This window comes from Promicromonospora sp. NPDC110617, assembly GCF_055598465.1.
Genome location: NZ_JBVKBM010000001.1, coordinates 2,040,776 through 2,066,253, shown reverse-complemented (window position 1 = coordinate 2,066,253; position 25,478 = coordinate 2,040,776). Strand labels below are relative to the sequence as shown.

The window sequence follows — 25,478 nt, the reverse complement described above, 5'->3', positions numbered from 1 at the left end:
TCACCACCGGAGTGCTGCAGTGTTCACCGGCGCGTCCCAGAGGGCCTCCAGCTCGTCGTCCAGCCGGAGGACGGTGACCGATGCCCCCTGCATCTCGAGGGACGTCACGTAGTTGCCCACCAGCGACCGGGAGACCGTGACGCCGCGCTCCTCGAGAAGGCGCCGCGCTCGACCATAGACCACGTAGAGCTCGGAGAGCGGGGTGCCGCCCATACCGTTGACGAACAGCAACACTCGGTCGCCGCCGTCCAGGGCGAGGTCGTCGGCCACGGGAGTCAGGAGCATCTCCGTGACCTGGTCGGCGCCGACGGCGGCCACGCGGTGCCGGCCGGGCTCGCCGTGGATGCCGATGCCGACCTCGATCTCGTCATCGCCCAGGTCGAAGCTGGGCCGGCCCACGTGCGGCACGGTGGGCGCGGCCAGCGCCACGCCCATGGTCCGGACGTTCGCGATCACCCGCTCGGCGACGGCGGTCACGCCCGCGAGGTCCGCGCCCCGGGCCGCGGCGGCGCCCGCGATCTTCTCGACGGCCACCGTGCCGGCCACCCCGCGCCGGCCGGCGGTGTAGAGCGAGTCCTCGACGGCGACGTCGTCGTTCACGAGCACCGACGCGACCTCGACGCCCTCCGCCTCGGCGAGCTCCACCGCGGTCTCGAAGTTCAGCACGTCGCCCGTGTAGTTCTTGACGATCGTGAGCACCCCGGCACCGCCGTTCGCCGCCTGGATCGCCGGCTCGATCTGGTCCGGCGTCGGCGAGGTGAACACGGCGCCCGGGACGGCGGCGTCGAGCATGCCGTCCCCGACGAAGCCCGCGTGCAGGGGCTCGTGCCCCGACCCGCCGCCGCTGACCAGCCCGACCTTTCCGGTGACCGCGCCCCCGGCGCGGCTCACGAAGACCGGTGAGGTACTGACCTGCACCAGTTCCGCGTGCGCGAGCGCGAAGCCGGCCAGGGAGTCGGCGACGGCGTCAGCGGGATCGTTCAGCAGCTTCTTCACGACGACCTCCTCGCGGGACTGTGCGGCCCGGCGACGGCGCCGGGCCCGCGAACACGTCCCCTGGGGTTCATGTAACACCACGCCGGGCCGGGCCGTACAGGAGAGGCGGGGCCGGGCGCACACGTCACCCGGGTGACGTGTGCGCCCGGGGGGGGCGGACGGCGCCCGTGATCGGGCGCGGACGGCGCTCGTGCTCAGGCGCGGCCCACCAGGATGCGGGCGTCCGCGACCGTGACCACGGACCCGGTCACGAGCACGCCCGTGCCGGCGGCGGCGCCCGCCGTCTCGTCGGCCTCCGCCAGGTCCGCCGCGATCTGGAGCGCCTCGTCGAGCCGGTCGGCCACGTGCACGCGGTCCTCGCCGAAGACCTCCCGCGCCACCTCGGCGAGGTCCTCCGGCTCGGCGGACCGGTCCGAGGAGTTCCGGGTGACCACGATCTCGGCGATCGACGGCTCCAGGACGGACAGGAACCCCTCGGAGTCCTTGTCCGCCATGACCGCGACGACGGCCACGACCCGCTCCAGGTTGAACGACTCCCCGAGCGCCTCCACGAGGGCCTCAGCGCCGGCGGGATTGTGGGCGACGTCGACCAGCACGGTGGGGCTGGAGCGCACCAGCTCGAGGCGACCGGGCGCGTCGACGTCAGCGAACGCCGCCTCGACGACCTCCGCGCCGAGCGCTCGGCCGCCGCTGAGCAGGGCCTCCGTGGCCGCGAGCGCGAGGAGCGCGTTGTGCGCCTGGTGGCCGCCGTGCATCGGCAGGAAGATCTCGGTGTAGACACCGGCGGGCGTGCGCAGGTCGAGGAGCTGGCCGCCGACGGCGATGCGCCGGTCGGCGACGGCGAGGTCGACGCCCTCGCGGATCAGGTGGGCGTTGACCGACTGGGCGCGCGCGAGGATCGGTTCGAGGGCGGCGTCGGGCTGCTCCGCGATGACGGCGACGGCGTCCTTCTTGATGATCCCCGACTTCTCGGTGGCGATCTCCTCGATGGTGGAGCCCAGCCAGCGCTCGTGGTCCATGGCGACGGGCGTGATGACGGCGACCTCGCCGTCGACCACGTTGGTGGAGTCCCAGGTGCCGCCCATGCCCACCTCGATGATCGCGACGTCGACGGGCGCGTCGGCGAACGCGGCGAAGGCCATGACGGTGAGCACCTCGAAGAAGCTCAGGCGCGGCCCGCCGTTCTCCTGGGACTCGCGGTCGGCGACGCCGATGTAGGGCGCGACGTCCTCGAAGACCTCGACGAACCGTTCGGGCGTGAGCGGTTCGCCGTCGATCGCGATGCGCTCGGTGACGCTCGTCAGGTGCGGGGAGGTGAACCGGCCGGTGCGCAGCCCGTGCTCGCGCACCAGGCGCTCGACCATGCGGGCCGTGGAGGACTTGCCGTTGGTCCCCGTGATGTGGACGGTCCGGTAGGCGCGGTGCGGGTCGCCGAGCAGTTCCAGGACCCGCTCGACGCGGGCCATGGTGGGGTCGATGTCGAATTCAGGGGCTCGTGCCGCGATCTCACGGCGAACTGCTTCAAAGGCTTCGTCCACGTGACGAGGATAGGGTTCCGAGAACAACGTTGCCGATCTCGTGCGGGGGCTCAGCAGGTGTCGGACGGGCAGCAGGGATCGATGGCGGACGACGACCTCACGGCCCGTTGGCTCGGAATCGAGCAGATCTTCAGCCAGGACCAGTACGAGGGTGGACTGCCGCCCTGGCCCTCGGCGATTGCGGACAGTGTGTCCGAACCGACACCGGGACTGCTGGAGATCGCGGGGACGACGCGGCCGGACGTCGTGGTCACCGCACCGCACGCGACGAATCACGAGCGTGACGGCGCGACGAAGGTCGCCGACCGGGGTACGGGCGGCCTCGCCCTTCTGCTCGCTCAGCTGACAGGTTGCACGGCGCTGGTCGCGCTGAGCACGGCCGGCGACGCGAACTTCGACGAGGAGCATCCGCTCAAGGCGCGGCTTGCCGAGCTGCGGCCGGCGGTCGTCATCGACCTGCACGGTATGCGGAGCCGTCCGGAGTCCGACGTCGACCTCGGGACAGGCACCGGCCTGGCGCCCGCCGACGTCGTCGCCGCCCTCACCGGCTGCGGCCTTCGGGTCACGACCAACGAGATCTTCGACGCCATGCGGCCGACCACCGTCACCTCCTACGCCCAGGCGCGCGGTATCGCGGCGGTCCAGGTGGAGATCGGGGCCCACCTGCGCCCACCGTCCGGTGAACCGCGGTTGCTTGCCCGGCTCGTCGACGCCCTGGTGGGCGCTATCGAAGGTCCGGTCCGCCCGATGAGCTCCGGTCTGGCGACGGTGCCGGTCCGGATCGCCTCCGGGCTGCCGACCGCCGTCGTGCATCCCGACCTCCTGCACGGAACCGACGGTCCGCTCCCCGTCACCGTCACGGCGGACGGCCGCGTCACGGCTGCGTGGGCGTGGAGCGCCGCGGCGGACGGGGTCCCCGCGGAGGCACGAGACCTCTCCCCCGGTCAGCTCGGCGTGAGCCGCCGACTGGGAGCCGCACTGGGCCATGCGCCGTCGGCGTCCGTCCGTGTCCCACCGGTGACACCGCTCCGGACGGTCGCGGCCCTCGTCGACGACATGCCCGGCGTCGACGAGGTACAGGTCAATCTGACGGACGTCCGCCCCGGCACCTACCTGCTGACGCAGCGGGGAGTCACCGCCTGGGTGCGCGCCGTCGCGCGCGAGCACGTGCAACCGGGCACGGTCAGGCTCGCGTACCAGCTCCGTCTCCTCACAGCGTCGGACGGCGACGCCGCGGACCGCGACGTGCTCCTGGTCGCGGCCGCGCCGGAGGTGATCACCCAGGACGTGCCCGCCGGACGGCTGCGGCGAATCCGTGACGCGGTCGACCGGGCCCTGGAACGCCTGTGGCGGGCCCTGTTCCGCGCTCCCGAGTTCTCCGCCCGGGTCGTCCAGGCCCACGCGGGCGACGACGGCGCGTCGATCGTCGCCCTGCACCCGGCGGTGTTCGATCGCATCGGTATCGCGTCCGGCCAGCAGGTGCTCGTCCGCTGGGGCGGTCGCGAGGCGGTCGCGCTGGCGGTCACCGACCATGATCCGCCGGTCGCCGGGGCACGGACGGCATCGATCCGGAGGGTGCAGCGCGTCAACCGGCTGTGGCCGGATCTGCCGGACGGCATGTCACCGCACGTGACGATGCGCCTGTCGACCCGGCTGAGGGAACAGCTCGGTGCGCCGGTGGCCACCGTGGTCACCGTGCGCCGGCGCATGCGGCCGGTGCTGGTGCAGAACCTCAACTCGCTCGTGGTCCCCCTGGCGAGCCTCGTGCTGGCCGGTGCCGCTCTGCCCGATCCGCACTGGCCCACCCTGGGCCTCGGAACGGCTCTGATGTCGGTGTTCGCGTTGGCGCGGTTACGCATACCGGAGCCCCGGAGCCGCGCGCGGGTCGACGAGGGCTGGGTGGCGGAGATGGCCGAGCCGACCGGTCCCGGGGTGAGTCGCGGCGATGAGAGAGTGGGCGGGTGACCGCCCAGCACCTTCCCGGAGACGGCTCCTTCTTCCAGGAGTGGAAGGACAAGGAACCCGGGGCGCGCCGGTCGCTGGACCGCGCGCGGGCCGTCGGCGCAGCGCTGGGCACATGGGACGGCACGCCGCCCGTGCTCACCGTGGTGGGGTCCAAGGGCAAGGGCACGACGGCGGTACATGCCGCCGCGACGCTGTCCGCCGCGTTCGTCGGAGGAGACCGCCCGGCCCACGTGGGTCTGGTCTCCTCGCCGGGCCTGCGGACCAACCGGGAGCGCATGCGGGTCGACGGCCGGGCCATCTCGCCTGAGGACTACGAGGATCTCGCGCAGGCCCTGGCCCGCGCCCGGGGCTCGGTCCCGTCGACCTCCGACGGGTACCTGTCGCCCACCGGGGCGTTCACGATCGCCGGCGCGGCCTGGGCCGCGGACCGGGGCTCTGACGTGATCGTGCTGGAAGAAGGGTTGGGCGGACGGTCCGACGAGGTGAGCCTGTTCGATCCGCATGTGGTCGCGGTGACCAGGGTGTTCTACGAGCACGGCGATCTGCTCGGTCCCACGCTGGGTGACGTGGCGCGCGACCTGCTCGGTGTCGTCGGCGCTTCGACGGGGACGATCGTGACGGTGGCGCAGGACGCCGAGGTGACGGCGATCGTGGAGGAGACCGCCGCACGATGCGGCACGTCGCTCGTGACGGTGCCGGCGGACTCGCCGACGGCCGTCTCCGGGCTGCCACCGATCACCCGGCTGAACGCCGCCCTCGGGGAGGCCGCGGCGCGCGCCATGGCCGCCGCTCTCGGCTGGCCGGTGGACGACGCGACGGCCGGCGCCGCCCTCGCGAGCGTCCGTGTTCCGGGACGGATGAGCCGGCACGTGCACGACGGGGTGCGGGTCATGGCCGACGGCGCGATCTCGCCTGAAGGCGTCGCCGCCGCCGTCGCGGACTACCTCGCCTGGCACGGGCGGCTGGACACCGTGGTCGCCAGCTTCCCGGACACGAAGGACGTCGAGGCCTGCTTCGCGGAGCTGCGTGGGTTCGACCGCGTGATCCCGGCCCGGGCGGACGACTACCTGAGGTTCTCCCGGGCCGAGGCCCTGCACGGCGAGGTGCTGGACGCCCGCACCGCAATCGATCGCGGGGTGGAGATCGCCCGGGCCGAGGGTGGCGGATGCCTGTTGATCGGCACGCAGTCCTACATGGGTCTCGTGCTGGACGTGCTGGACGTCGAGACCGACATCGCGTTCGACAGCCCACAGGTCACCTGAGCAGCTGACCTGCGTTCAGCAGGACGCCCACGACCGTCTGGCCCTGCAAACGGTCGCCTACCGCCTGCTGAACGCAGGTCAGCCCCGGGACGCACCCGGCGATCCACACGTCTGTGTTGCGGCATTTCACCCTGTCGAGAACGATGACATCGCGGCGTCGGACGTGATGCGCAGGGGTTCGTCGAGGGGGAACCAACAGCATGGGACGAAAGAGCACGGTGCACCGCACGATCGTCGTCGGGGTCGCCACGGCGGCGCTCGCCGCGTCGGTGGTGGTCTCGGTTCCGGCGACGGCCGGCGGACTCGACCAGGGTGTGGATCGCGCCGCCCTGGAGTCCGCCGTCGACCACACCGCGCACGCCGCCACGGCGCTGGCCGGCTCGCCTGGCTATGCCGGTGTCGCGGTCGACTACGACGCCGCACGGGTGACCGTCTCGTGGAAGGGCGACGCCCCGGCCTCGGTCGGCGCGCTGGCGACCGCCGCGAACGGCGTCACCGTCGACGTCGCGCGGGCCGCGCTGAGCGAGGCGGACCTGCACGCGGCGAGCACCAGGCTCTTGGACACCCAGCGGGCGGCGCACGGCCCGGATGCCGTGGTCGCGGCGATGCCGGCCGGCGACTACGCCGGCCTGGTCGTCGAGGTCAGCCGGGACTCGGCCGCCGCCCGGACGGCGGACCTGGTCGAGAACCTGACGGCGGCGGCCGGCGTCCCGGTCCAGGTCGAGCTCGTCGACGACGGCGTCCAGCCCACCGCCGTCAGCCGCCGCAACGACGCCGCGCCGTGGAGCGCCGGCGGCGCGATGGCCACCAGCAGCGGCTCCGACTACTGCACCACGGGCTTCTCGATCGTCACGCCCGCCGGCAACCACAAGATCGTCAGCGCGGCGCACTGCAACGCGGGGATCGGCTCCCTGGTGCGCGACGGCGAGGGTCAGCAGCTCGGCAAGGTCACCAACCGCGCCCTCGAGATCGACGCCGAGCTCATCGACCCGGTCGGCGCGCGCGAGACGTCGGGCTCGGTGTTCGGCGGGCCGTGGAACGCGTCGAGCGTCAACGCGCGCTACAAGTTCCCCGTCGTCGGGGTGCAGCAGCCTGCGGTGGGCCAGAACATCTGCTCCTCCGGCGCGGTCACGGGCGAGCACTGCGGGGCCAAGGTCCGCGCCGTCGACGTCGCGTGGAGCTGCGGCAAGAAGACCTGCCACGGCTTCCGGGCCAGCCGGGACGACGGCGGCGTCGTCGTGGGCGGCGGCGACAGCGGCGGGCCGATGTACGCCGTCATCGACGGCAAGGCGTACGCCCGCGGGATGATCGACGGCGGCTCCAACCGCCGCAGCTGCGGCAGCACCTCGGTGACCACGCAGTGCTTCTCGTACGTCTACGGGATCCCGATGGTGGACATCCTCGACAGGTGGGACGCCCGCATCGACAGCTGACGCCGCCCGCGGTGCGCGGGCGGCGTCAGCCGACGCGGATCAGGCCTTGGCGACCGTCACGGCGCGCTCCGGCCCGGCAGTCACGGTGAGCGACTCCGCCAGCGTCTCGCGGGAGACCAGGTCGCGGTGCGCCTCGACGGCGGCGACCCACTCGGCGGGGACCGTGAGGGCCAGCGTGATGCGGTCCGCGACCTGCAGGCCCGCGGCCTTACGCGCGTCCTGCACGTCCCGCACGACGTCGCGGGCGTAGCCCTCGGCCAGCAGGGCGTCGTCGAGCTCGAGGTCGAGCACCACGAACCCGCCGCCGGCCAGAACGCTCGCCGCCGTGATGGGCTCGGCCGCGGTGTCGGCCCCAGCAGTGTCGCCGGCGACGACGGTCGTCAGCTCGTACTCGCTCTCGAGCAGCTCGACGTCGCCGTCCGCCGTCGCGACCACCACGGCACCCGTACCGGACACGGACCAGGCGCCGGACTTCGCCGCCTTGATCACGGCCTGCACGCCGCGGCCCAGCCGCGGCCCGGCCGCGCGGGCGTTGACCGCGAGCCGCTCGGTGACGCCGAACGACGCCGCGACCTCGGGCGAGAACGCGACCAGGCGCACCTCCTTGACGTTCAGCTCGGTCTCCAGCAGCCCGGTGAACGGCGCGACGCCGTCCGGATCCGCCACGGCCACGACGAGCGACCGCAGCGGCTGCCGCACGCGCAGCTTGTTGGCCTTGCGCAGCGCCAGCGTCTGCGACACCACGGCGCGCGCGGACTCGACGGCGGCCACCAGCGCGTCGTCGGCCACCAGGACCTCGCCCTCGCGCGAGCCCGGCGCCAGCGACGGCCAGTCCGTCAGGTGCACGGAACGCTCGCCGGTCAGGCCACGCCAGACCTCCTCCGTCAGCAGCGGCGCGAGCGGCGCCATGACCCGGCACAGCACCTCGAGCGCGGTGGACAGGGTGTCGAACGCGTCGGCGTCCTCGGCCCAGAACCGGTCGCGCTGCGTGCGCACGTACCAGTTGGTCAGGGCGTCGAGGTACTGGCGCACCGAGTCGCAGGCACCCGCGATGTCGTAGGTGTCGAGCTGCTCGGTCACGTCGGCGAGCAGGCCGCGCGTCCGCGCCAGCAGGTAACGGTCCATGACGGGCAGGCCGGCCACGCGCTCCGCCGTCAGCGGCTGGGCGGCGTACCCCGCGCCGTCGTTCCCGGCGTTGGCGTACAGCGTGAAGAAGTAGTACGTGCTCCACAGCGGCAGCAGCACCTGGCGGACGGCGTCGCGGATGCCGTCCTCCGTGACGATGAGGTTGCCGCCGCGCAGGATCGGCGACGCCATGAGGAACCAGCGCATCGCGTCGGAGCCGTCGCGGTCGAAGACCTCGTTGACGTCTGGGTAGTTCTTCAGCGACTTGCTCATCTTGCGGCCGTCGGAGCCCAGCACGATGCCGTGCGAGACCGCCGTCTTGAACGCGGGCCGGTCGAACAGCGCCGTGGACAGCACGTGCATCATGTAGAACCAGCCGCGCGTCTGGCCGATGTACTCCACGATGAAGTCGCCCGGGAAGTGGTGCTCGAACCAGTCCGCGTTCTCGAACGGGTAGTGCACCTGGCCGTAGGGCATGGAGCCGGAGTCGAACCAGACGTCCAGCACGTCCTCGACGCGGCGCATCGTGGACTGCCCGGTCGGGTCGTCCGGGTTCGGCCGGGTCAGGTCGTCGACGAACGGCCGGTGCAGGTTCGGCGTGCCGTCCTGGTCCAGGGGCAGCCGCCCGAAGTCCTTCTCCAGGTCCTCGAACGACCCGTAGACGTCGATCCGCGGGTACGCCGGGTTGTCCGACTTCCACACCGGCACGGGCGAGCCCCAGAACCGGTTGCGCGTGATCGACCAGTCGCGGGCGTTCTCCAGCCACTTGCCGAACTGGCCGTCCTTGATGTGGTCGGGCACCCAGGTGATCTCCTGGTTCAGCTCGCCCATGCGGTCCTTGAACTTCGTCACCTCGACGAACCACGAGGACACGCCCATGTAGATCAGCGGGTTGCGGCAGCGCCAGCAGTGCGGGTAGGAGTGCGCGTACTGCTCGCGGCGCAGCAGCACGGTGCCCGGCGTCGTCCGCCCGGCCTCGTCGTCGCCCGCGCCGCGCGTGCGCGCCTTGAGGTGGTCGATGATCGGGGCGTTCGCCGCGAAGACCTGCAGGCCCGCGTACTCCTCGACCGGGAAGGTGAACGCGCCGTCCGCGCCCACGGGGATCACCGGGTCCACGCCCTCGCGGTCGCTGACCTGCTTGTCCTCCTCACCGAAGGCGCCGGCGTTGTGCACCAGGCCGGTACCATCGGTCGTGGTGACGAAGTCGGCCTCGACCACGCGGTGCGCGCCCGGGTGCCCCGCGTAGTAGGCGAACGGCGGCTCGTAGGCCGCGCCCAGCAGATCGCTCCCCTTGAGGCGTCCGACGACGGTCGGCTCCTCGTTGCCCTCGTCGGTGAGCTCGCGGGCGTACGCCGCGACGCGCGCCTCGGCCAGCACGTACCGCTGCGGGGTGCCGGTGAACGACGACTCGACGATCGCGTAGTCGACGTCCGGCCCCACCATGACCAGCAGGTTGGACGGCAGGGTCCACGGCGTGGTGGTCCAGATCAGCAGGTGGTCGTCCACGCGCAGCGTGTCCGCGCCCGCGGGGACCTCGGTGACCCGGAACCCGACCGTGACGGCCGGGTCCTGGCGCTGCTGGTAGACGTCGTCGTCCATGCGCAGCTCGTGGTTGCTCAGCGGCGTCTGGTCGTTCCAGCAGTAGGGCAGCACGCGGAAGCCCTCGTAGATCAGGCCCTTGTCGAACAGCGACTTGAAGGCCCAGATGACGCTCTCCATGAACGTCGGGTTCAGGGTCTTGTAGTCGTTCTCGAAGTCCACCCAGCGCGCCTGGCGCGTGACGTACGTGCGCCACTCGTCGGTGTACTTGAGCACGCTGGAGCGGCAGGCCTCGTTGAACTTGTCGATGCCGAGCTCGACGATCTCGTCCTTGGTCTTGATGCCGAGCTGGCTCATGGCCTCCAGCTCCGCCGGCAGGCCGTGCGTGTCCCAGCCGAAGCGGCGCTCGACGCGCTGCCCGCGCATGGTGCGGTAGCGCGGCACGACGTCCTTCGCGTACCCGGTCAGCAGGTGGCCGTAGTGCGGCAGGCCGTTGGCGAACGGCGGGCCGTCGTAGAAGACGAACTCGTTGCTGCCGTTCTCGCCGGCCGGACGGGCGTCGACCGACGCGCGAAAGGTGTCGTCCTGCTCCCAGTACGCGAGGATGTCGCGCTCGAGGTCGGGCAGGCTGGGCGAGGCGGGGACGGCGCTCTCGGCGTCGCTGGGACGGTGCAGCGGATAGGCCATGATTCTTCTGGCTCCTGGCGGGTACGCGGTTCGGCAGCAGGTGGACTTCTGTGGTGCTCTGCTGCGAGGACGCCGCACCAAGGTGCGCCGCGGTACCACCCCGCTTGCCGCCCGCATGCACGGTCGGCCGCTCGTTGACGGCTGTGACGGGCCTACCCGTCCGGTTCTACTGGGGCTCCCGCTGCCTGACGGCGGTGGGTGACCTGTTCTTCCGGAGGCTCACCGGTGATGGCCGGGTCGATGCCTGTGGGGCAATGCTACCGAACCTCGGCAACCGGAAAGATCCCGCGTGCAACCTCATCGGACCCGGGACGCGTCCATGGGGCATGAGCACAATCAGCGAAGCGACCGGTCCGCCGGTCCGCACCTCCCGGCAGGCCGGGCCGGCGGCGAGCCCGGACGGCGCCCCCGCGGCGGTCCCGGGGTTCTCGGTGGTCCGCACCGGCGCGTCCGCCGAGGAGCAGTTCCGGCTCTTCGCCGTCGAGCACACCGCGGCGCTGCACCGCATCGCCTACCTCCTGTGCGGTGACGACCACCGCGCGCACGACCTCACCCAGATCGCGCTGGAGCGCACCTACCGCCGCTGGTCCCGGATCAACGGCAACCCGTTCGCCTACGCCCGGAAGGTGCTGGCCACCGCCCGCATCGACGGGTGGCGGCGCACCCGCCGCGAGGTGCTGCGGCCGCCGGAGGACGTGGCCGTCGCGCAGGAGGTGCGGCAGGACGCCGTCGGCGACGGGGGCGACGGCGGTGCGCAGGTCGCGGAGCGCGAGCGCCTCGTGCGGGCGCTCCGGCAGCTCGGACCGGGCCAGCGGCGGGTCGTGGTGCTGCGGCACCTGCTCGACCGCTCGGAGGCCGACGTCGCCGAGGAGCTCGGCGTCAGCGTCGGCAACGTGAAGTCCCAGGGCGCACGTGGCCTCGCCCGCCTGCGCACACTGCTCTCGGAAGGACAGGACGCATGACCAGGAACGACCACACCTCGGAACTGCTCGACGACGGCTGGCTGGCGCACGTGCGCGACGTCGGCGGCGGCGTGGTGCCGCCGACCCCCGCCGACCCGCACACGCTGGCGAGCGTCGCGGTGCGCCGCACGCGCACCCGCCGCGGGGTTCTCGTGGCCGGCGGCGGGGTGACGGCGGTGGCGGCCTTCGCAGGCGCCGCGTTCGCCCTGGGCGGCCCGACGGCGTCCGGGGACCTGCTCCCGGGAGGGTCGACGTCGGTCGCGGCGTCGGCCGACCCGTCGGCGTCTGCGTCTGCTTCTGCTTCTGCGTCTGCTTCTGCTTCTGGGGACCCGGCCTCCCGGAAGGCGCCCGACGGCTGGCACACGCACGAGCTGGCGGGTCTGACGTACTCGTTGCCCCCCGACATCGTGACCAGCGGACCGGTCGAGGACGAGCCCGGCATCACGTCGGACATGTGGCACAGCAGCGTGGACCCCGACTCGCCGCCGTTCCTCTACCTGGCGTACTACGACGAGGGCCCCAGGGGCGAGGCCTGGCCGGGCATCGCCGAGCGGACCGACGGCGAGCCGTTCGACCTGCCAGGGGCCGCGAGCGCCGAGGCGTTCGACGTGGCCGCCGAGGTGGCGGGCCTGCCCGCCGGCACCGACGTGGCTGAGGATCAGGAGGGTCCGACGATGCTGGTCATCGAACCGGCCACCGGCCCGGGCGCGTACATCATCACGCTGAACCTCCCCCACGAGACGGCGGCGGAGTTCGTCGACTCCTTCGAGGCAACCTTGTCGCTCGACTGACCCCAGGGACCTGCAATGGGGACCATGCATCTGCTGCCAGGCCGAGCGCTGATCTGGCAGCAGATGCGTGGTCCCAATTGCCGTCTGTGGATAACAAAATCGACCAAGCCATGTCATAAGATCTAATTGGCTATGTGCCATCGATGATGCCCGTGCCCCGATCCCTGCTGCGCCTGGCCCGGCAGCAGGCCGGCCTGGTGTCCGCCGAGCAGTGCGACGACGCCGCTGTCGGACCGTCGAGGCGACGCAACCTCGTCGCGCGTGGCGGGTGGCGGCGCGTCACGCGAGGCGTCTACGACACCGGCGAGACGCCGAGCGGCCTGCACGCCTACGACGTCGACCGGCTGCGGTCGGCCTGGACGGCACTGCTCGCCAACCCGCGGGCGATCGCTTCCGGCGCCTGCGCGCTCGCGCTGCACGGCGTCCACGGACTGCCACGGCGGATCACACCCGAGGCGACGTTCGCGCACGGGGTCGCCCGCAAGTCCCGCGACGGAATCCGGTTCCGGCAGTACGCGGCCGGGACCACTACGGTGACCATCAAGGACCGCGAAGTGATCACGGCGCTCCAGGCGCTGGTCCAGGCCCTGCCGACGCTGACGCGGGACCAGGCCGTCGCCTGCCTGGACAGTTCGCTGCACCAGGGCCTGATCCGTACGGAGGACCTGGCCGTGATCCGCCGCCGGCTCGTGCGGCGCAGGCAGTCGCGCCGCGCGGTGACCTGGGTGCCGCTCGCCGACGGGCGGGCCGAGTCGCCGCCAGAGAGCTTTGCGCGGCTGCGCTGCCATGACGCCGGGATCGCACCGGACGACCTGCAGCGGGACTTCTTCGACGAGCGGGGCCGCTTCCTGGGCCGTGCCGATCTCGCCTGGCACCTGGGTGACGAGCGTTGGCTGATCGTCGAGGTCGACTCGAAGGAGTTCCACGGCGCCGAGCGTCAGGTGCGCCAGGACGCGACTCGCCAGAACGGGCTGGTCGGCGAGGGCCAGAACATCGTCCTGCGGTTCTTTCCGGGCCAGGTCACGGGTGGGCACATGGCCGGGGACGTCGCCCAGGTGCTGCGGCGGGAGGGCTGGAGCCCCGGCAGGGCCCTGCCCCCCGCGCCCGTCCTGGCCGCCCGGCGACAGACGCGCACACCGCAGCCCGGGCCGTAACCATGCAGTTGCTGCCACGGGGGTCCATGCGTTGGCAGCAGCTGCATGGTCTCGAGCCAGTCAGAGTGAGTCAGATCACATATGGTGCGGAAATACTCTGTGGTTCACAAATGATTGATGCTGGAGGCCGCATCGGCCGGACACGACACCTCCAGGAGGAACCCGACCATGGCAACACTGCTGCACATCGACGCGAGCATCCAGGGCGACACCTCGGTCAGCAGGCAGCTCACCGCCCGGGCCGCGCGCGCCTGGCACGCCGCGCACCCTGGCGGCACGGTGACCTACCGCGACCTCGGCGCCCACCCGGTGCCGCACTTCGACACGGCCGCCAACCTCAGCCGCGGCCTGCCGGCCGACCAGCACACCCCCGAGCAGGCCGAGTCGTGGGCCCGGATCTCGGAGCTCGTGGGCGAGGTCGCGGCCGCCGACACGGTGCTGCTCGGCCTGCCGATCTACAACTACGGGGCGCCGAGCACGGTGAAGTCCTGGGTGGACCACCTGATGGCGCCCGGGCTGTCGATCGACCCGGAGACCGGGAAGGGCCTGCTGGGCGGCCGCGACTTCGTGGTGGTCGTCTCCCGCGGCGGCGGGTACGGCGAGGGCGCGCCGCGGCACGGCTGGGACCACGCGACGGCGTGGCTGCCGCACGGCGTGGCGATGGTGGGGCTGGAGCCGCGCTTCATCACCACCGAGCTGACCCTCGCGGGGACCAACCCCGCGATGGCCGGGCTGGTGCCGCTGGCCGAGGAGAGCCGCCGGCAGGCCGAGGCCGCCATCGACGACCTGTGGGCTCCCGCGGTCGCCACTGCCTGAGCCCGCGCTCACGGCGTAATTCCCCGCGTCGCGACCCCGTGCTCCCGTAGGGTTGCAACGGGGTCGCGACGACGAAGGAGACACCGTGGAGGAGCCGCCGGTGCTGGAGCAGTCGGTACGCCGATCGGGCGCGCTCATCGACTACCTGGCCCGCCACCTGCGTCGGCGCAGCGAGTCGGCGCTGGCGCCGCTCGGGCTGCGCACGCGGCACCTCGTAGCCCTCACCGTGCTCCGCGACCGGGCCGAGATCACTCAGCGGGACCTGGCCGCCGCGCTCGTGCTGGACAGCACCAACATCGTGGGGCTGCTCAACGAGCTGGAGGGCAAGCACCTGGTCGAGCGGCGGCGTTCACCGCAGGACCGACGGCGGCACGTGGTCTCCCTGACCGACGACGGCGTCGCGCTGCTCTGCCAGGCAGAGGCAGCGCTCGCGGCGGTCGAGGACGAGGTCTTCGAGACCCTGCGGCCCGAGCAGCGTGGTCAGCTCCACGAGCTGCTCGTGGCGGCGACGTCGTCGGCGTCCGCGCCGTACTGCTGACGGCCTACCGCTGACTACAGCTGACGGCCGCACCGCGGACGGCCGTACCGCTGACCGTCAGCCCACCGAGACAGTGACGGTGTGCCAGCCCGTCGCGCCGTCGGGGGCGGGCGGGGCCTCGGCCTCGGTCTGGACCAAGCCGTCGGCGTCCGTGGCGCGCACCGCGAGCGTGTGGTTGCCCGCGGCCAGGTCGATCGACGTGTGCCACTGGCGCCACGTGTCGGGACCCACTGTCTCGGCGAGCTCGGCGGTGACCCAGTCGCCGTCGTCGGCCCGGACCTCCACCTTGCCGATGCCCGTGTGCTGCGCCCAGGCGACACCGGCCACGGTCACCGCGCCGGCGGGCGCGGAACCCCGCGGCACGTCGATGCGCGACTCGACCTTGATCGGCCCCAGCGCGGACCAGCCACGCGGCGTCCAGTAGCCCTGGTCGGCGTCGAAAGTGGTGACCTCCAGCGAGGTGACCCACTTGGTGGCCGACACGTACCCGTACAGGCCGGGCACCACGAGCCGCGCGGGGAAGCCGTGCTCGACGGGCAGCGGCTCGCCGTTCATGCCGATCGCGAGCAGGCTGTCGCGGTCCGGGTCCTGGAGCACCTCCAGCGGGGTGCCCGCGGTGAAGCCGTCGTCGCTCCGGGAGAGCACCATGTCGGCGCCGGCGCGCGGCTTGGCGCGCTCCAGCAGCGCGCGGATCGGGTAGCCGAGCCAGAGCGCGTTGCCGATGAGGTCGCCGCCCACGGTGTTGCTCACGCAGGCCAGGGTGACGTGGTGCTCCTCCAGGGGGAGCGCGAGGAGCTCGTCCCAGGTGATCGTGAACGGCTCCTCGACCAGGCCGTGGACCTGCAGCGACCAGTCCTTCGGGTCGACCTGCGGCACGATCAGCGCGGTGTCGATGCGGTAGAAGTCCGGGTTCGGAGTGACGTAGGGCGTGAGGCCGTCGAGCTTCAGGTCGGCGCCGGCGGGCACCGGGGCCGCCGTCGTGCGCGCCGTGGGCAGGCGGAGCTTCTCCCGGACGGCGCTCACCGCCGTCGAACCCGCCGACAGCACGCGCGAGCCGACGAGCGCCAGCGCCGCCACCCCCACGGCGATGCCGGAGACGGTCAGGAACCCGCGGCGGTCCACGTCGCCGTCGTCCACCGCGCCGCCGCCCGGCGCCGTGCGCCGGGCCGGCGCCGGGCGCAGCCGTGCCACGGCCGCCCGCAGCAGGAGCACCCCGGCGCCCAGCCCGACGATGCTGGGCAGCGCCCACATCGGCGTCGCGTCCGGGCGCAGCACCGCGACCATGGCCCCGACCACGCCGACGGCGCCCATCAGCAGCGCGCCGAACGGCGGGCGGCGCAGCTCCAGCCAGCCCGCGAGCGCCGCGCCCGCGGCGAGCACCACGCCCATCGTCGCGAGCAGGACCGCCTTGTCGTTGGTGCCGAACCACTGCACCGCGACGTCCTTGAGCCAGCCGGGCACGACGTCGATCACGGCGGCCCCGCCCGCGAACAGGGTGCTGGCGCCGGGCGCGACGACGGCCGCGACGAGCTCCGCGACGGCGAGCCCCGCACCACCGGCGAGCACGCCGGCCAGGGCGGCCCAGCCCGCATCTCCCGGAGAGCGGTCGGCCCGCGGGGCCGCCGGGCTCTCGGTTGCCTGAGTCATGAGCTCAGCCTGGCACGGGTTGCTGGGAGGACCGAGCCCCGGCGCAGATCATGACGATCCCGTAAGAACTCGCCCGGACGTGCCCGGGGCGTGGTGGCGGCGCTCAGATCCCGGTGTTGCGCACGATCTTCGAGTTGTGCGCCTGCGCGCGCGGCCGGATCGTCACCAGGTCGATGTTGACGTGGTCGGGGCGGGACAGGGTCCAGGCGATGGTGTCGGCGATGTCGTCGGCCACCAGCGGCGTGTAGCCCTCGTAGACCGCGGCGGCCTTCGCGGCGTCGCCGCCGAACCGGACCAGCGAGAACTCCTCGGTCGCGACGGCGCCGGGGGCCACCTCGATGACGCGCACGGGCTCGCCCGCGATCTCCCAGCGCAGCGTCTGGGACAGCATGTGCTCGGCGTGCTTGGCGCCCGTGTACCCGGCACCGCCCTCGTAGGCGCCCTGGGCGGCGGTCGAGGTCACGTTCACGACGTCGGCCACACCCTTGGCGGCGCCCGCCGCCCGCAGCAGCGGCAGCACGGCCTGGGTCACGCGCAGCGTGCCCAGCACGTTGATCTCGTACATCTGCCGCCAGCCGTCGACGTCGGCGGCCTCCACACGGTCCAGCCCGAGCGCGCCGCCCGCGTTGTTCACCACGGCGTCGAGCCCGCCGGTCGCGGCGAGGTGCTCGGCGAGCGCGGCGACGGCGGCGTCGTCGGTCACGTCGACGGCGTAGACCTCGCAGCCGGTCTCCGCCGCGAGCGCCTCCAGGCGGTCCGCGCGCCGGGCCGCGGCCACGACCTCCCAGCCGTCGGCGCGCAGCCGGCGGGTGGTCGCGGCACCGATGCCCGACGACGCGCCGGTCACCAGGGCGCGTCGGGTCGGCGTGGTCTCGGAACCGGTCTGCGGGGCGGTGCTGTCGCTCATGGCCGCACCCTAACGTCGGCGGCGGCTCGCCGTCGGCCGGGTCCGACGCCGAGAGCGAAAGCGCCCGGAACGCGCAGGTCGGCCGGTGTAATGTGGCGGCCGGGTCGCGGGCCACGCTTTGGCCCGCCGATGCGGCTCTCGTCGTGAGCCGCTTCCCCGCCCGGACGCGAGATGGCGCGTCGCTGTGCACCCATGGCATCCACGCCGTGGGCTGTTCGTCGACCCCTGGAGAATCCCGCGTGAACCCCCGCGTCCGTCCTACCCGTCTGTTCGCCCTGCCCGCGCTCGCCGCGGCCGCCGTCCTGTCCCTCGCCGCCTGCTCGGCCTCCGCCCCCGGCACCGCCGACGCCGCGGGCGCGTCCCCGGCGTCGGGCGGCTTTCCCGTCACGCTCGACAACTGCGGGTTCGAGACCGAGGTCACCGCGCCGCCGGAGCGCGTGGTGACCATCAAGTCGTCCACCACGGAGATGCTGCTCGCGCTCGGCCTCGGTGACCGGATCGTCGGCTCGGCGTTCCTCGACGGGCCCGTGCCGGACTCGCTGGAGTCCGTGCCCGCCGTCGACGAGCCGTTCGCCGACGAGGCGCCCGGCTCCGAGGCCACGCTGGAGCTCGAGCCCGACCTGGTCTACGCGGGCTGGGAGTCCAACCTGACGGCCGAGACCGCGGGCGACCGCGAGACGCTCGCCACGCTCGGCGTCGCGACGTACGTCTCCCCCGCCGCCTGCAAGGAGGACGGGTACATGCCGGACCCGCTGACCTTCGACACGGTGTTCGCGGAGATCGAGGAGGTCGGCTCCCTGTTCGACGCCGACGACGCCGCGGCCGCGCTCGTGGACCAGCAGCGCGAGGCGCTGGACGCGATCGAGCCCGACGACCGCGGGCTGACGGCGCTGTGGTGGTCCTCGGGCGACGACACCCCGTACGTGGGGGCGGGTATCGGCGCGCCGCAGATGATCATGGACGCGGCCGGGCTGACCAACGTCTCGGCCGACGTGCACGACACCTGGACCTCGCTGGGCTGGGAGAACGTGGTCGAGGCCGACCCGGACGTGATCGTGCTGGTCGACGCCGCCTGGAACAGCGCGGACGCCAAGATCGAGGCCCTGGAGGCCAACCCCGCCACCCGCGAGATGAGCGCCGTCAAGGCCGGCCGGTACGTGGTCGTGCCCTTCCCGGCGACCGAGGCGGGCGTGCGGAACGTTGACGCCGTGGCCTCGGTGGTGGACCAGCTGGCCGACCTCGACCTGTGAGCGCCGCCGTGCGAGTGGCCGCCGGGCCGCGGCGGTCGGGGAGCTTGCTCGCCCTGCCCGTCGCGACGGTCGTCCTGGCGCTGAGCGTCGGCGTCGCGGTGACGATCGGCCCGGCCGACCTGGCCCTGGCCGAGGTCGGCCGGTCGGTCGCGACGCACCTCGGGCTCGGCGGGCTGCTCGGTCTGGAGCCGCTGTCCGCGCTGCGCGACGGCATGGTGTGGCAGCTCCGGATGCCCCGCATCCTGACGGCGGCGGCCGTCGGCGCGGGCCTGGCGGTCTGCGGCGCGGTGATGCAGTCGCTGACCCGCAACCCGCTCGCCGACCCGTACCTGCTCGGGTTGTCCTCGGGCGCGTCGCTGGGCGCCGTCCTGGTGCTGCTGGCGGGCGTCCCGCTGCTGCTCCCGGTCGCGGCGTTCGCCGGGGCGGTCGGCGCGCTCGCCCTGGCGCTCACCCTGGCCGGGGCGCTCGGCACGATCACGCCCACCCGCACGGTGCTCGCGGGGCTCGCGATCAGCCAGCTCTGCGCGGCGGCGGTGTCGTTCGTGATCTTCTGGTCGGCCAAGGGCGACGCGTTCCGCGAGGTGCTGTCCTGGCTGATGGGCTCGGTCGCGTCCGCGACCTGGACGTCGGTGGCGATCGCCGGCGGCGCCGTCCTGGTGCTCGGCACGCTGCTCGCGCTGACCGGATCCGTGCTGGACGCGTTCACGTTCGGCGACACCGCGGCCGCCGCCCTGGGCGTGCCCGTGCACCGGGCCCGGTGGATCCTGCTGATCGGCGTGGCGCTGCTGACCGGCGCGCTCGTGTCGCAGAGCGGGTCCATCGGGTTCGTCGGGCTGATCCTGCCGCACGCGGTGCGGCTGTTCACGGGCGCGCGGCACCGCCTGCTGCTGCCCCTGTCCGCGCTGGCCGGAGCGTCGTTCCTGGTCTGGGCCGACACGCTGGCCCGCACGGTGTTCGAGCCGCGCGAGCTGCCGGTCGGCATCGTCACCGCGGCGATCGGCGCCCCGGTCTTCGCGTTCCTCCTCTGGAAGGGAAACCAGCGGTGAGTGCTGGACAGGTGCGGGTCTCGACCGCCGCCGACCGACACATACCCAGCACTCAGCGATCAGGGCTGGCGGCCCGGGGTGTGTTCTGGGAGATCGCGTCGCGGGCGATCCTGGACGACGTCGGGGTGGTCGCGCCGGCGGGCGCCGTCACCGGGCTCCTCGGCCCGAACGGGTCCGGCAAGTCGACCCTGCTGCGGGTGCTGGCCGGGGTGCAGCAGGCGGGGCGGGCGCCGTCGTCGGGCACGCAGGCGACGTTCGACGGCGCCGACCTGGCCGCCCTGCCCCGCCGCGAGCGTGCCCGCGTGCTCGCCCTCGTGGAGCAGGACGCCACGACCGACCTGCCGCTGACCGTGCTCGACGCCGTGCTGCTCGGCCGCATCCCCCACCGCTCGCTGCTGGCGGGCGACTCCGACGCGGACCGCGCGGCCGCCCACGCGGCCCTCGACGCCGCGGGCGCCGAGGAGCTCGCGGACCGCGAGGTCGGCACCCTGTCGGGCGGCGAGCGCCAGCGCGTGCACATGGCGCGGGCCCTGGCGCAGCAGCCGCGCCTGCTGCTGCTCGACGAGCCGACCAACCACCTGGACATCTCCGCCCAGCTCCACGCGATGCGGGTGCTGCGCGACCTCGCGGCGGACGGCGTGACCGTCGTCGCCGCCCTGCACGACCTCAACCTCGCCGCCTCGACCTGCGACCACCTGGTGCTGCTCGACCACGGCCGGGTGGTCGCGGCGGGCCCCGTCGGCGAGGTGCTGGTCCCGGAGGTGCTGGAACCGGTCTACGGCGTCCGCGTGGACGTGCTGCGCCACCCGCGGACTGGCCGCCCGGTGCTCTCCTTCGAGCGCTGACACATCGGACGGCGTCCTGGGGCTGACGGATGACCGGACCTGTTCCATGATGGGAGCCATGGCCGCACCAGAGTTCGTCGTCCAGGCAGGCAAGGTTCTCAACCCGTGGGTGCTCCGCGTCGCCGGACGCGTCCCGCCGTGGGTGGTGCTGCACCACGTGGGCCGCCGCTCGGGGGTGGAGTACCGCACCCCCCTGGTCGCGTTCGCGGCCCGGCCCGAGGACGAGGTCCTGGCGGTGCTGCCGCTCCCGTGGGGATCGGGCACCGACTGGGCCCGCAACACGATGAGCGCGGGAACCGTGCGCCTGGAGCGTGGCGGGGCCGACTTCGTGGTCAAGGACGTGCGGCTCGTGCCCGCGTACGAGGCCGTCGGCTGGCTCGGGGCGGTACCGTCGCGGCTCCTGTCGGCGATCGGCATCGAGGAGTGCCTGGTGGGCACCCTGCACAAGGGCTGACGCCCAGGTCAGGCCCTCTTTCCGGCTGGACGGCGGCCGGGTGGTGGCCGTGTGTCATCGGGCACCCCGGCGCGGGAGTATGTTTCGCGTCGTGATCTTGCGCACAGCCACGCTCTCCGACGCCGCCGCGGTCGCCCAGGTGCACCACACCACCTGGGTCACGACCTACGGGGCGATCCTCCCGCCCGAGTTCTGGGCCACGGCCACGCTCGAGCGCCGCATCACGACCTGGGAGCGGTGGCTGTCGAACGGCGCCGCCCCCGTCGTCGCCGACGCCGACGGCGAGGTGGTCGGCATCGCGATGGCCGGCGACGCCGTCGAGCAGGAGGACGTGGTGCCCGTGCGCGCCCGACAGCTCTACCTGCTGTACGTCCTGGCGCCGTACCACGGGACCGGCGTCGGGCAGGCGCTGCTGGACGCCGTGGTGCCGCCCGGGACCCCCGCCCAGCTCTGGGTCGCGGAGGACAACCCGCGAGCCCGCCGCTTCTACGAGCGCAACGGCTTCGTCCTGGAGGGCGCCCGGGTGGTCGACACGAGCACCGCTGACCTGGCAGAGGTCCGGATGGTCAGGTAGTCGGGTTACCGTTCCCCCCATGTCAGACTTCCACGTCCGCGCCTCGACCCCCGACGACGCCGTCGGCATCGCCGCCGTGCACTGGACCACCCGGCGCGCCATGTTCGAGGACCTCCTGCCGCCCGAGCACTGGAAGACCGAGACCCTCGGCACCCGCACCGAGGGCTGGATGCGGATCCTGGCCGCCGGTAACAAGGCGCTCGTCGCCGAGGTGGGCGACAAGATCGTCGGGTTCGCGATGAAGAACCCGTCCGGCCCGCACCTCGGGCAGCCGCCGGCCAAGCCGATCGAGCTGCACGAGCTGTACGTCGACCCGGCCTTCCACGGCACCAACGTGGGCCACGCGCTGCTGGAGAACATCCTCCCGCCCGGCACGTCGGCCCAGGTCTGGACGTTCGCCTCCAACCCGCGGGCGCGCAAGTTCCTGCAGCGGGCCGGCTTCCTGCCCGACGGCGTCACCGCGACGGACCCGGACACGGACCTGCTGGAGGTCCGGCTGGTCCGCTGAGGCTGTGGGCGGGCGCGGGCTGCGGGCGGGCTGAGACGTCGCCGGATTTGGGTGGTCGGCAGAATGTCAGGTGGTCGGCAACTCGGAATGCCGACCACCTGACATTCTGCCGACCGTCCGAAAGCGCGCGGTTGGCGCGGGCGTCATGGCTCGATCTGGGGCGGGCTCCGTGCCAGGATTCCGGGATGACCAGCGCCTACAGCGTCGAGCTGTTCGATGATCCGGGAGCCGTCCTGCACGTCGCGGGCGATCTGCTGGCCGCCCAGCCCGTGGTCTGGAGCGTCGTCGCGTCGGTGACGCATCAGGCCGCCCGGTCGTTCACCCCCGGCGGGCCGCGCCCGGAGCACCCGATGTGGTGGGCCGTCGTCCGGGAGCAGGAGGCCGTCGTCGCGGTGGCCATGCGCACGATGCCGCACGCGCCGCACACCGTCTGGGTGCCCGACCTGCCCGAGGACGCCGCGCGGCTGCTCGCCCGCGCCGCCCTGGACCGGACCGCCCGCGCCGGTGACGCCCCGCTGATCTCGGCGAACGGCCCTGTCGCCGCCGTCCGCGCGTTCACCGACGAGGTGGTGCGCACCACGGGCGGCGCCGTACGCGAGGACCGGCCGGAGCGGCTGTGGGAGGCGACGCGGATCGTGCGGCCCACGCCGCCGTCGGGCCGCGCCCGGCTCGCCACGCTCGCCGACCTCGGCGTGGTGACCGCGTGGTTCGACGTGTTCCACGCCGAGGCCGACGCCCAGTCGGGCCGCGCGCCGGACGAGGACGCGGAGCCGCTGCGGATCGGCGGCGCCCGGCAGCGGATCGAGGACGGCGACGTCTGGCTCTGGGAGGTGGACGGCGAGGTGGTGCAGCTGACCGGCGCCCGGCCGCCGTCGTTCGGGTGGTGCGGATCGGCCCCGTCTACACGCCGCGCGAGCACCGCGGGCACGGTTATGCCCGCGCGCTCGTCGCCGACGTCGCGCAGCGCGTGCTCGACGACGGCCACCGGGTCTGCCTCTACACCGACCGCGACAACCCGGTGTCCAACCGCGTGTACGCGGCGATCGGGTTCGAGCCGGTGCTCGACCAGGTCAACCTCGCCGTGGACCCGGTCGTGCGGCCGGCCGGGCGGTAGCGTCCGTGCCGGAGACCACGCCGGACACCACGCGGGAACGGACGCCGCCGTCCGTTCCCGCGACGAAGGAGAGCTGATGGGACGCAGGGCGATCATCTTCCACGGGACCAACGCCGACCCGGCGTGGATCTGGTACCCGTGGCTCGCGGACAAGCTGCGGGAGCGCGGGTACGACGTCGAGACGCCGCACCACCCCGGGACCAACGTCGAGCCGATCGAGACGTTCCTGCCCACGGTGCTCGCCGCGCACACGTTCGACGAGGACACCGTGCTCGTCGGGCACTCCGGCGGGGCCGCCCTGCTGCTCGCGCTGCTGGAGCACCTCGACGTGACCGTGGCGCAGGCGGTGCTGGTGGGCGGCTACTCGACCAACCCGAACCCCGGCCCGGAGCCGGTGCTCCAGGACTCCTACGACTGGGACGCGATCCGCGCGCACGCCCGGGACCTGGTGTTCCTCAACTCGGTGACGGACGAGTTCGGCTGCGACGCCGAGCAGGGCCGCGCGATGTTCGACCGGCTCGGCGGCACGCTCGTCGTGCGCGACGACGGGCACTTCACCGAGGACACCCTGGAGATCGCGGACCGGCTGATCCCCTGACCGGGACGTGTGAGAGCGTGGGCGCCGCACGACCGACCCGACCGACCCCGACCGCTGAACCGCTCACCGACGAGGACGAGGTACCTGCGACGATGAGACCTGCCCGGCTCACTCCCCACGCCCGTGACCTGACGACACGCTCCCTGGACTGGATGGACCAGCAGTGGGACCCGGAGGTGGGGCTGCTGCGAGCGCCCGAGGAGCCCGGTGGCGGCCACGGCGCGCCGACAGGGCACCTGGTGCGCGAGACCGGCTGGTACGCCGTCGGCCTGCTCGCCCGGAACCTGCCCGCGCGGGACGGCGCGGAGGCCGACACCGAGCGCGCCCGGCATGCACTGGGCCGCGTGCTGGACCACCAGCTCGACGCCCCGGGGACGCCGTTCCACGGCACGTGGCTGCGCAGCCCGCACGAGCCGCGCCCGACGGCGGAGTCCGTCGCGTGGCGCGACTACGACCCGAACTGGCGCGAGTTCATCGGCACGACCCTGGTGGTCGTGGCCGACGAGTTCCCCGAGGCGCTGGCGGGTGACCTGGGCCCGCGCGTGGAGGCCGCGCTGCGGCTGGCCGTCGAGGGGTCGCTCGCGCGCGGCGTCGACGCGCACTACACGAACATCGCGCTGATGGCGGCGTTCCTGCTGGACGACGCCGCCGTCCGCCTGGGCGAACCCGCCTGGGAGACGCCGGCGCTGCGGCTCGCCGAGCAGGTGCTGACCCGGTTCCGGGTGGACGGCACGTTCGACGAGTACAACTCGCCCACCTACTACGGCATCGACCTGTACGCGCTGGCGCTGTGGCGCCGGTACGCGCACCAACCCCTGCTGCGCGACGGCGGCGCGGAGATGGAGGCGGTCCTCTGGCGGGACACCGCGCGGCGGTACCACGCGGGGCTGCGCAACCTCGCGGGCCCGTACGACCGCAGCTACGGCATGGACCTGCGGCACTACGCCTCGGGGATCGGGCTGTGGATCTGGGCGGCCGTCGGGCGCGACCCGGCGCCGTTCCCCGAGACGGACCGGCCGTTCCGGCACGCGTGGGACCTCGCGCTCGGCCCCGTGGTCGCGGTCCTGGCTGCCGAGGTGCCGGACGATGCCCTGACCCACCTGACCGGGTTCCGCGGCGAGCGGCAGGTGGATCAGGTGATCGTGCGCGAACCGCGCCGGGTCGCCACGTCGTGGGTCGGCGAGCGGCTGCTCATCGGCGCGGAGGACGTCGGGGGCGAGCGCGGCAATCTCGCCGACCAGTTCCACCCGGCGACGGTGCACTGGCTGGTGGACGGCGTGTCCGGGGTCGGCGGGCCGGGCGAGGACGCGGGCGACGACGGCACCGACGTCGGCTGGATCCGGCTGGTCAGCGACCTGGCCGTCGACGCCGTCGCCGACGGGCCGTCGCTGACGCTGACCTGCGCCCGGCACGACGGCGGCGACCTGGCGTTCGCGTTCCACGTCCGGGTCCCGGAGGTCGGCCTGGCCCGCGGTCGAACGGCGCGCGACCTCGCCCCCGGCGGCCTCCCGTTCGCCGACCTGACGACCGAGCACTGGGCGCTGCCCGGCCTGGAGGTCACGCTGGACACGGCCGCCGAGCTCGTCGCCGTCGAGCCCGACGCCACGGACGACACCTGGTGGCTGCGCTACGTGGCTCGCCAGATCCCCGCCGACAGCACGGTCCGGTTCGCTATCGCCCTGCGTGTCGGATAGTTCTCGCTGCTCAGAGCAGTGCTGCTCACGGCAGA

General features: G+C 73.3%; 23 protein-coding genes. 17 read left to right on the top strand and 6 right to left on the bottom strand.

What is annotated here, in order from left to right:
- Together dhaK and ACZ7LE_RS09055 are read right to left on the bottom strand one after the other, a co-directional pair.
- Entirely contained in the window at positions 1–996 is a 996-nt protein-coding gene (gene dhaK / locus ACZ7LE_RS09060) for a dihydroxyacetone kinase subunit DhaK (protein ID WP_470402952.1), read from the bottom strand.
- 194 nt (positions 997–1,190) lie between these two features.
- The gene (locus tag ACZ7LE_RS09055) at positions 1,191–2,435 is read right to left on the bottom strand and encodes a bifunctional folylpolyglutamate synthase/dihydrofolate synthase (protein WP_470403295.1); all 1,245 of its coding nucleotides are present in this window, start codon (positions 2,433–2,435) and stop codon (positions 1,191–1,193) included.
- On the opposite strand from ACZ7LE_RS09055, the gene ACZ7LE_RS09050 reads away from it, so the two are divergent.
- From ACZ7LE_RS09050 to ACZ7LE_RS09040, 3 genes are all read left to right on the top strand, one after another.
- Positions 2,334–4,499: a hypothetical protein gene (locus tag ACZ7LE_RS09050; protein ID WP_470402951.1), complete on the top strand. Its 2,166-nt coding sequence runs from the start codon at positions 2,334–2,336 to the stop codon at positions 4,497–4,499. The two genes, ACZ7LE_RS09055 and ACZ7LE_RS09050, sit on opposite strands and share 102 nt — an antisense overlap.
- A complete protein-coding gene (locus ACZ7LE_RS09045) occupies positions 4,496–5,761 on the top strand; it encodes a folylpolyglutamate synthase/dihydrofolate synthase family protein (protein ID WP_470402950.1) in 1,266 nt (421 codons plus the stop codon). The genes ACZ7LE_RS09050 and ACZ7LE_RS09045 overlap by 4 nt, the downstream gene beginning before the upstream one ends.
- Before the next feature lie 200 nt (positions 5,762–5,961).
- Positions 5,962–7,194: a chymotrypsin family serine protease gene (locus tag ACZ7LE_RS09040; RefSeq protein WP_470402949.1), complete on the top strand. Its 1,233-nt coding sequence runs from the start codon at positions 5,962–5,964 to the stop codon at positions 7,192–7,194.
- 39 nt (positions 7,195–7,233) lie between these two features.
- Here the strand turns inward: ACZ7LE_RS09040 and ileS are convergent, their stop codons facing one another.
- Positions 7,234–10,545, bottom strand: coding sequence for an isoleucine--tRNA ligase (gene ileS, locus ACZ7LE_RS09035; RefSeq protein ID WP_470402948.1), 3,312 nt, complete (start codon positions 10,543–10,545; stop codon positions 7,234–7,236).
- A gap of 326 nt (positions 10,546–10,871) precedes the next feature.
- Between ileS and ACZ7LE_RS09030 the strand changes: the two genes are divergently transcribed.
- The 5 genes from ACZ7LE_RS09030 to ACZ7LE_RS09010 all read left to right on the top strand — a co-directional run bounded on the left by ACZ7LE_RS09030 (position 10,872) and on the right by ACZ7LE_RS09010 (position 14,806).
- Positions 10,872–11,507: a SigE family RNA polymerase sigma factor gene (locus ACZ7LE_RS09030; RefSeq protein WP_470402947.1), complete on the top strand. Its 636-nt coding sequence runs from the start codon at positions 10,872–10,874 to the stop codon at positions 11,505–11,507.
- Positions 11,504–12,298: a hypothetical protein gene (locus ACZ7LE_RS09025; protein WP_470402946.1), complete on the top strand. Its 795-nt coding sequence runs from the start codon at positions 11,504–11,506 to the stop codon at positions 12,296–12,298. Before ACZ7LE_RS09030 ends, ACZ7LE_RS09025 begins: the two co-directional genes overlap by 4 nt.
- A 152-nt stretch (positions 12,299–12,450) precedes the next feature.
- A complete protein-coding gene (locus tag ACZ7LE_RS09020) occupies positions 12,451–13,452 on the top strand; it encodes a type IV toxin-antitoxin system AbiEi family antitoxin domain-containing protein (RefSeq protein ID WP_470402945.1) in 1,002 nt (333 codons plus the stop codon).
- Positions 13,453–13,620: 168 nt separating this feature from the next.
- Positions 13,621–14,268 (top strand): FMN-dependent NADH-azoreductase, encoded by a 648-nt coding sequence (locus ACZ7LE_RS09015; RefSeq protein WP_470402944.1) that lies wholly within the window; start codon positions 13,621–13,623, stop codon positions 14,266–14,268.
- Between the two features lie 85 nt (positions 14,269–14,353).
- A complete protein-coding gene (locus tag ACZ7LE_RS09010; protein WP_470402943.1) occupies positions 14,354–14,806 on the top strand; it encodes a MarR family winged helix-turn-helix transcriptional regulator in 453 nt (150 codons plus the stop codon).
- A 57-nt stretch (positions 14,807–14,863) separates the two neighbouring features.
- On the opposite strand, the gene ACZ7LE_RS09005 is transcribed toward ACZ7LE_RS09010, so the two are convergent.
- On the bottom strand, positions 14,864–16,453 hold the full coding sequence (locus tag ACZ7LE_RS09005; RefSeq protein ID WP_470402942.1) for a molybdopterin-dependent oxidoreductase: 1,590 nt from the start codon (positions 16,451–16,453) through the stop codon (positions 14,864–14,866).
- 103 nt (positions 16,454–16,556) lie between these two features.
- Positions 16,557–17,360 carry an SDR family oxidoreductase gene (locus ACZ7LE_RS09000; protein WP_470402941.1) on the bottom strand — a complete coding sequence of 268 codons (804 nt, stop codon included), beginning with the start codon at positions 17,358–17,360 and terminating at the stop codon, positions 16,557–16,559.
- 239 nt (positions 17,361–17,599) lie between these two features.
- Between ACZ7LE_RS09000 and ACZ7LE_RS08995 the strand changes: the two genes are divergently transcribed.
- From ACZ7LE_RS08995 to ACZ7LE_RS08970, 6 genes are all read left to right on the top strand, one after another.
- Positions 17,600–18,610, top strand: a complete 1,011-nt coding sequence (locus ACZ7LE_RS08995) for a putative F420-0 ABC transporter substrate-binding protein (RefSeq protein WP_470402940.1) — start codon at positions 17,600–17,602, stop codon at positions 18,608–18,610.
- Entirely contained in the window at positions 18,607–19,656 is a 1,050-nt protein-coding gene (locus tag ACZ7LE_RS08990; RefSeq protein ID WP_470402939.1) for a putative F420-0 ABC transporter permease subunit, read from the top strand. The genes ACZ7LE_RS08995 and ACZ7LE_RS08990 overlap by 4 nt, the downstream gene beginning before the upstream one ends.
- Before the next feature lie 80 nt (positions 19,657–19,736).
- Positions 19,737–20,501, top strand: a complete 765-nt coding sequence (locus ACZ7LE_RS08985) for an ATP-binding cassette domain-containing protein (protein WP_470403294.1) — start codon at positions 19,737–19,739, stop codon at positions 20,499–20,501.
- A 58-nt stretch (positions 20,502–20,559) separates the two neighbouring features.
- On the top strand, positions 20,560–20,955 hold the full coding sequence (locus ACZ7LE_RS08980; protein ID WP_470402938.1) for a PNPOx family protein: 396 nt from the start codon (positions 20,560–20,562) through the stop codon (positions 20,953–20,955).
- Positions 20,956–21,046: 91 nt separating this feature from the next.
- A complete protein-coding gene (locus ACZ7LE_RS08975; RefSeq protein WP_470402937.1) occupies positions 21,047–21,529 on the top strand; it encodes a GNAT family N-acetyltransferase in 483 nt (160 codons plus the stop codon).
- A 19-nt stretch (positions 21,530–21,548) separates the two neighbouring features.
- Positions 21,549–22,037, top strand: a complete 489-nt coding sequence (locus tag ACZ7LE_RS08970; protein WP_285105181.1) for a GNAT family N-acetyltransferase — start codon at positions 21,549–21,551, stop codon at positions 22,035–22,037.
- A gap of 301 nt (positions 22,038–22,338) precedes the next feature.
- Here ACZ7LE_RS08970 and ACZ7LE_RS08965 read toward each other — a convergent pair whose 3' ends face one another.
- Positions 22,339–22,617 carry a hypothetical protein gene (locus ACZ7LE_RS08965; protein ID WP_470402936.1) on the bottom strand — a complete coding sequence of 93 codons (279 nt, stop codon included), beginning with the start codon at positions 22,615–22,617 and terminating at the stop codon, positions 22,339–22,341.
- 36 nt (positions 22,618–22,653) lie between these two features.
- On the opposite strand from ACZ7LE_RS08965, the gene ACZ7LE_RS08960 reads away from it, so the two are divergent.
- The 3 genes from ACZ7LE_RS08960 to ACZ7LE_RS08950 all read left to right on the top strand — a co-directional run bounded on the left by ACZ7LE_RS08960 (position 22,654) and on the right by ACZ7LE_RS08950 (position 25,443).
- The gene (locus ACZ7LE_RS08960) at positions 22,654–23,151 is read left to right on the top strand and encodes a GNAT family N-acetyltransferase (RefSeq protein ID WP_470402935.1); all 498 of its coding nucleotides are present in this window, start codon (positions 22,654–22,656) and stop codon (positions 23,149–23,151) included.
- A gap of 76 nt (positions 23,152–23,227) precedes the next feature.
- The gene (locus ACZ7LE_RS08955) at positions 23,228–23,749 is read left to right on the top strand and encodes an alpha/beta fold hydrolase (RefSeq protein WP_470402934.1); all 522 of its coding nucleotides are present in this window, start codon (positions 23,228–23,230) and stop codon (positions 23,747–23,749) included.
- Positions 23,750–23,901: 152 nt separating this feature from the next.
- Positions 23,902–25,443 (top strand): hypothetical protein, encoded by a 1,542-nt coding sequence (locus tag ACZ7LE_RS08950; RefSeq protein ID WP_470402933.1) that lies wholly within the window; start codon positions 23,902–23,904, stop codon positions 25,441–25,443.
- Positions 25,444–25,478: the final 35 nt, after the last annotated feature.

What these genes read in the sequence shown, in the direction of transcription:
- ACZ7LE_RS09015 (WP_470402944.1), top strand. Translation starts at nt 13,621, where the DNA reads ATGGCAACACTGCTGCACATCGACGCGAGCATCCAGGGCGACACCTCG.
- ACZ7LE_RS09000 (WP_470402941.1), bottom strand. Translation starts at nt 17,360, where the DNA reads ATGAGCGACAGCACCGCCCCGCAGACCGGTTCCGAGACCACGCCGACC.
- ACZ7LE_RS08980 (WP_470402938.1), top strand. Translation starts at nt 20,560, where the DNA reads ATGGCCGCACCAGAGTTCGTCGTCCAGGCAGGCAAGGTTCTCAACCCG.
- ACZ7LE_RS08950 (WP_470402933.1), top strand. Translation starts at nt 23,902, where the DNA reads ATGGACCAGCAGTGGGACCCGGAGGTGGGGCTGCTGCGAGCGCCCGAG.
- ACZ7LE_RS09005 (WP_470402942.1), bottom strand. Translation starts at nt 16,453, where the DNA reads ATGACTCAGGCAACCGAGAGCCCGGCGGCCCCGCGGGCCGACCGCTCT.
- ACZ7LE_RS08970 (WP_285105181.1), top strand. Translation starts at nt 21,549, where the DNA reads ATGTCAGACTTCCACGTCCGCGCCTCGACCCCCGACGACGCCGTCGGC.
- ACZ7LE_RS09040 (WP_470402949.1), top strand. Translation starts at nt 5,962, where the DNA reads ATGGGACGAAAGAGCACGGTGCACCGCACGATCGTCGTCGGGGTCGCC.
- ACZ7LE_RS09030 (WP_470402947.1), top strand. Translation starts at nt 10,872, where the DNA reads ATGAGCACAATCAGCGAAGCGACCGGTCCGCCGGTCCGCACCTCCCGG.
- ACZ7LE_RS08955 (WP_470402934.1), top strand. Translation starts at nt 23,228, where the DNA reads ATGGGACGCAGGGCGATCATCTTCCACGGGACCAACGCCGACCCGGCG.
- ileS (WP_470402948.1), bottom strand. Translation starts at nt 10,545, where the DNA reads ATGGCCTATCCGCTGCACCGTCCCAGCGACGCCGAGAGCGCCGTCCCC.
- ACZ7LE_RS09025 (WP_470402946.1), top strand. Translation starts at nt 11,504, where the DNA reads ATGACCAGGAACGACCACACCTCGGAACTGCTCGACGACGGCTGGCTG.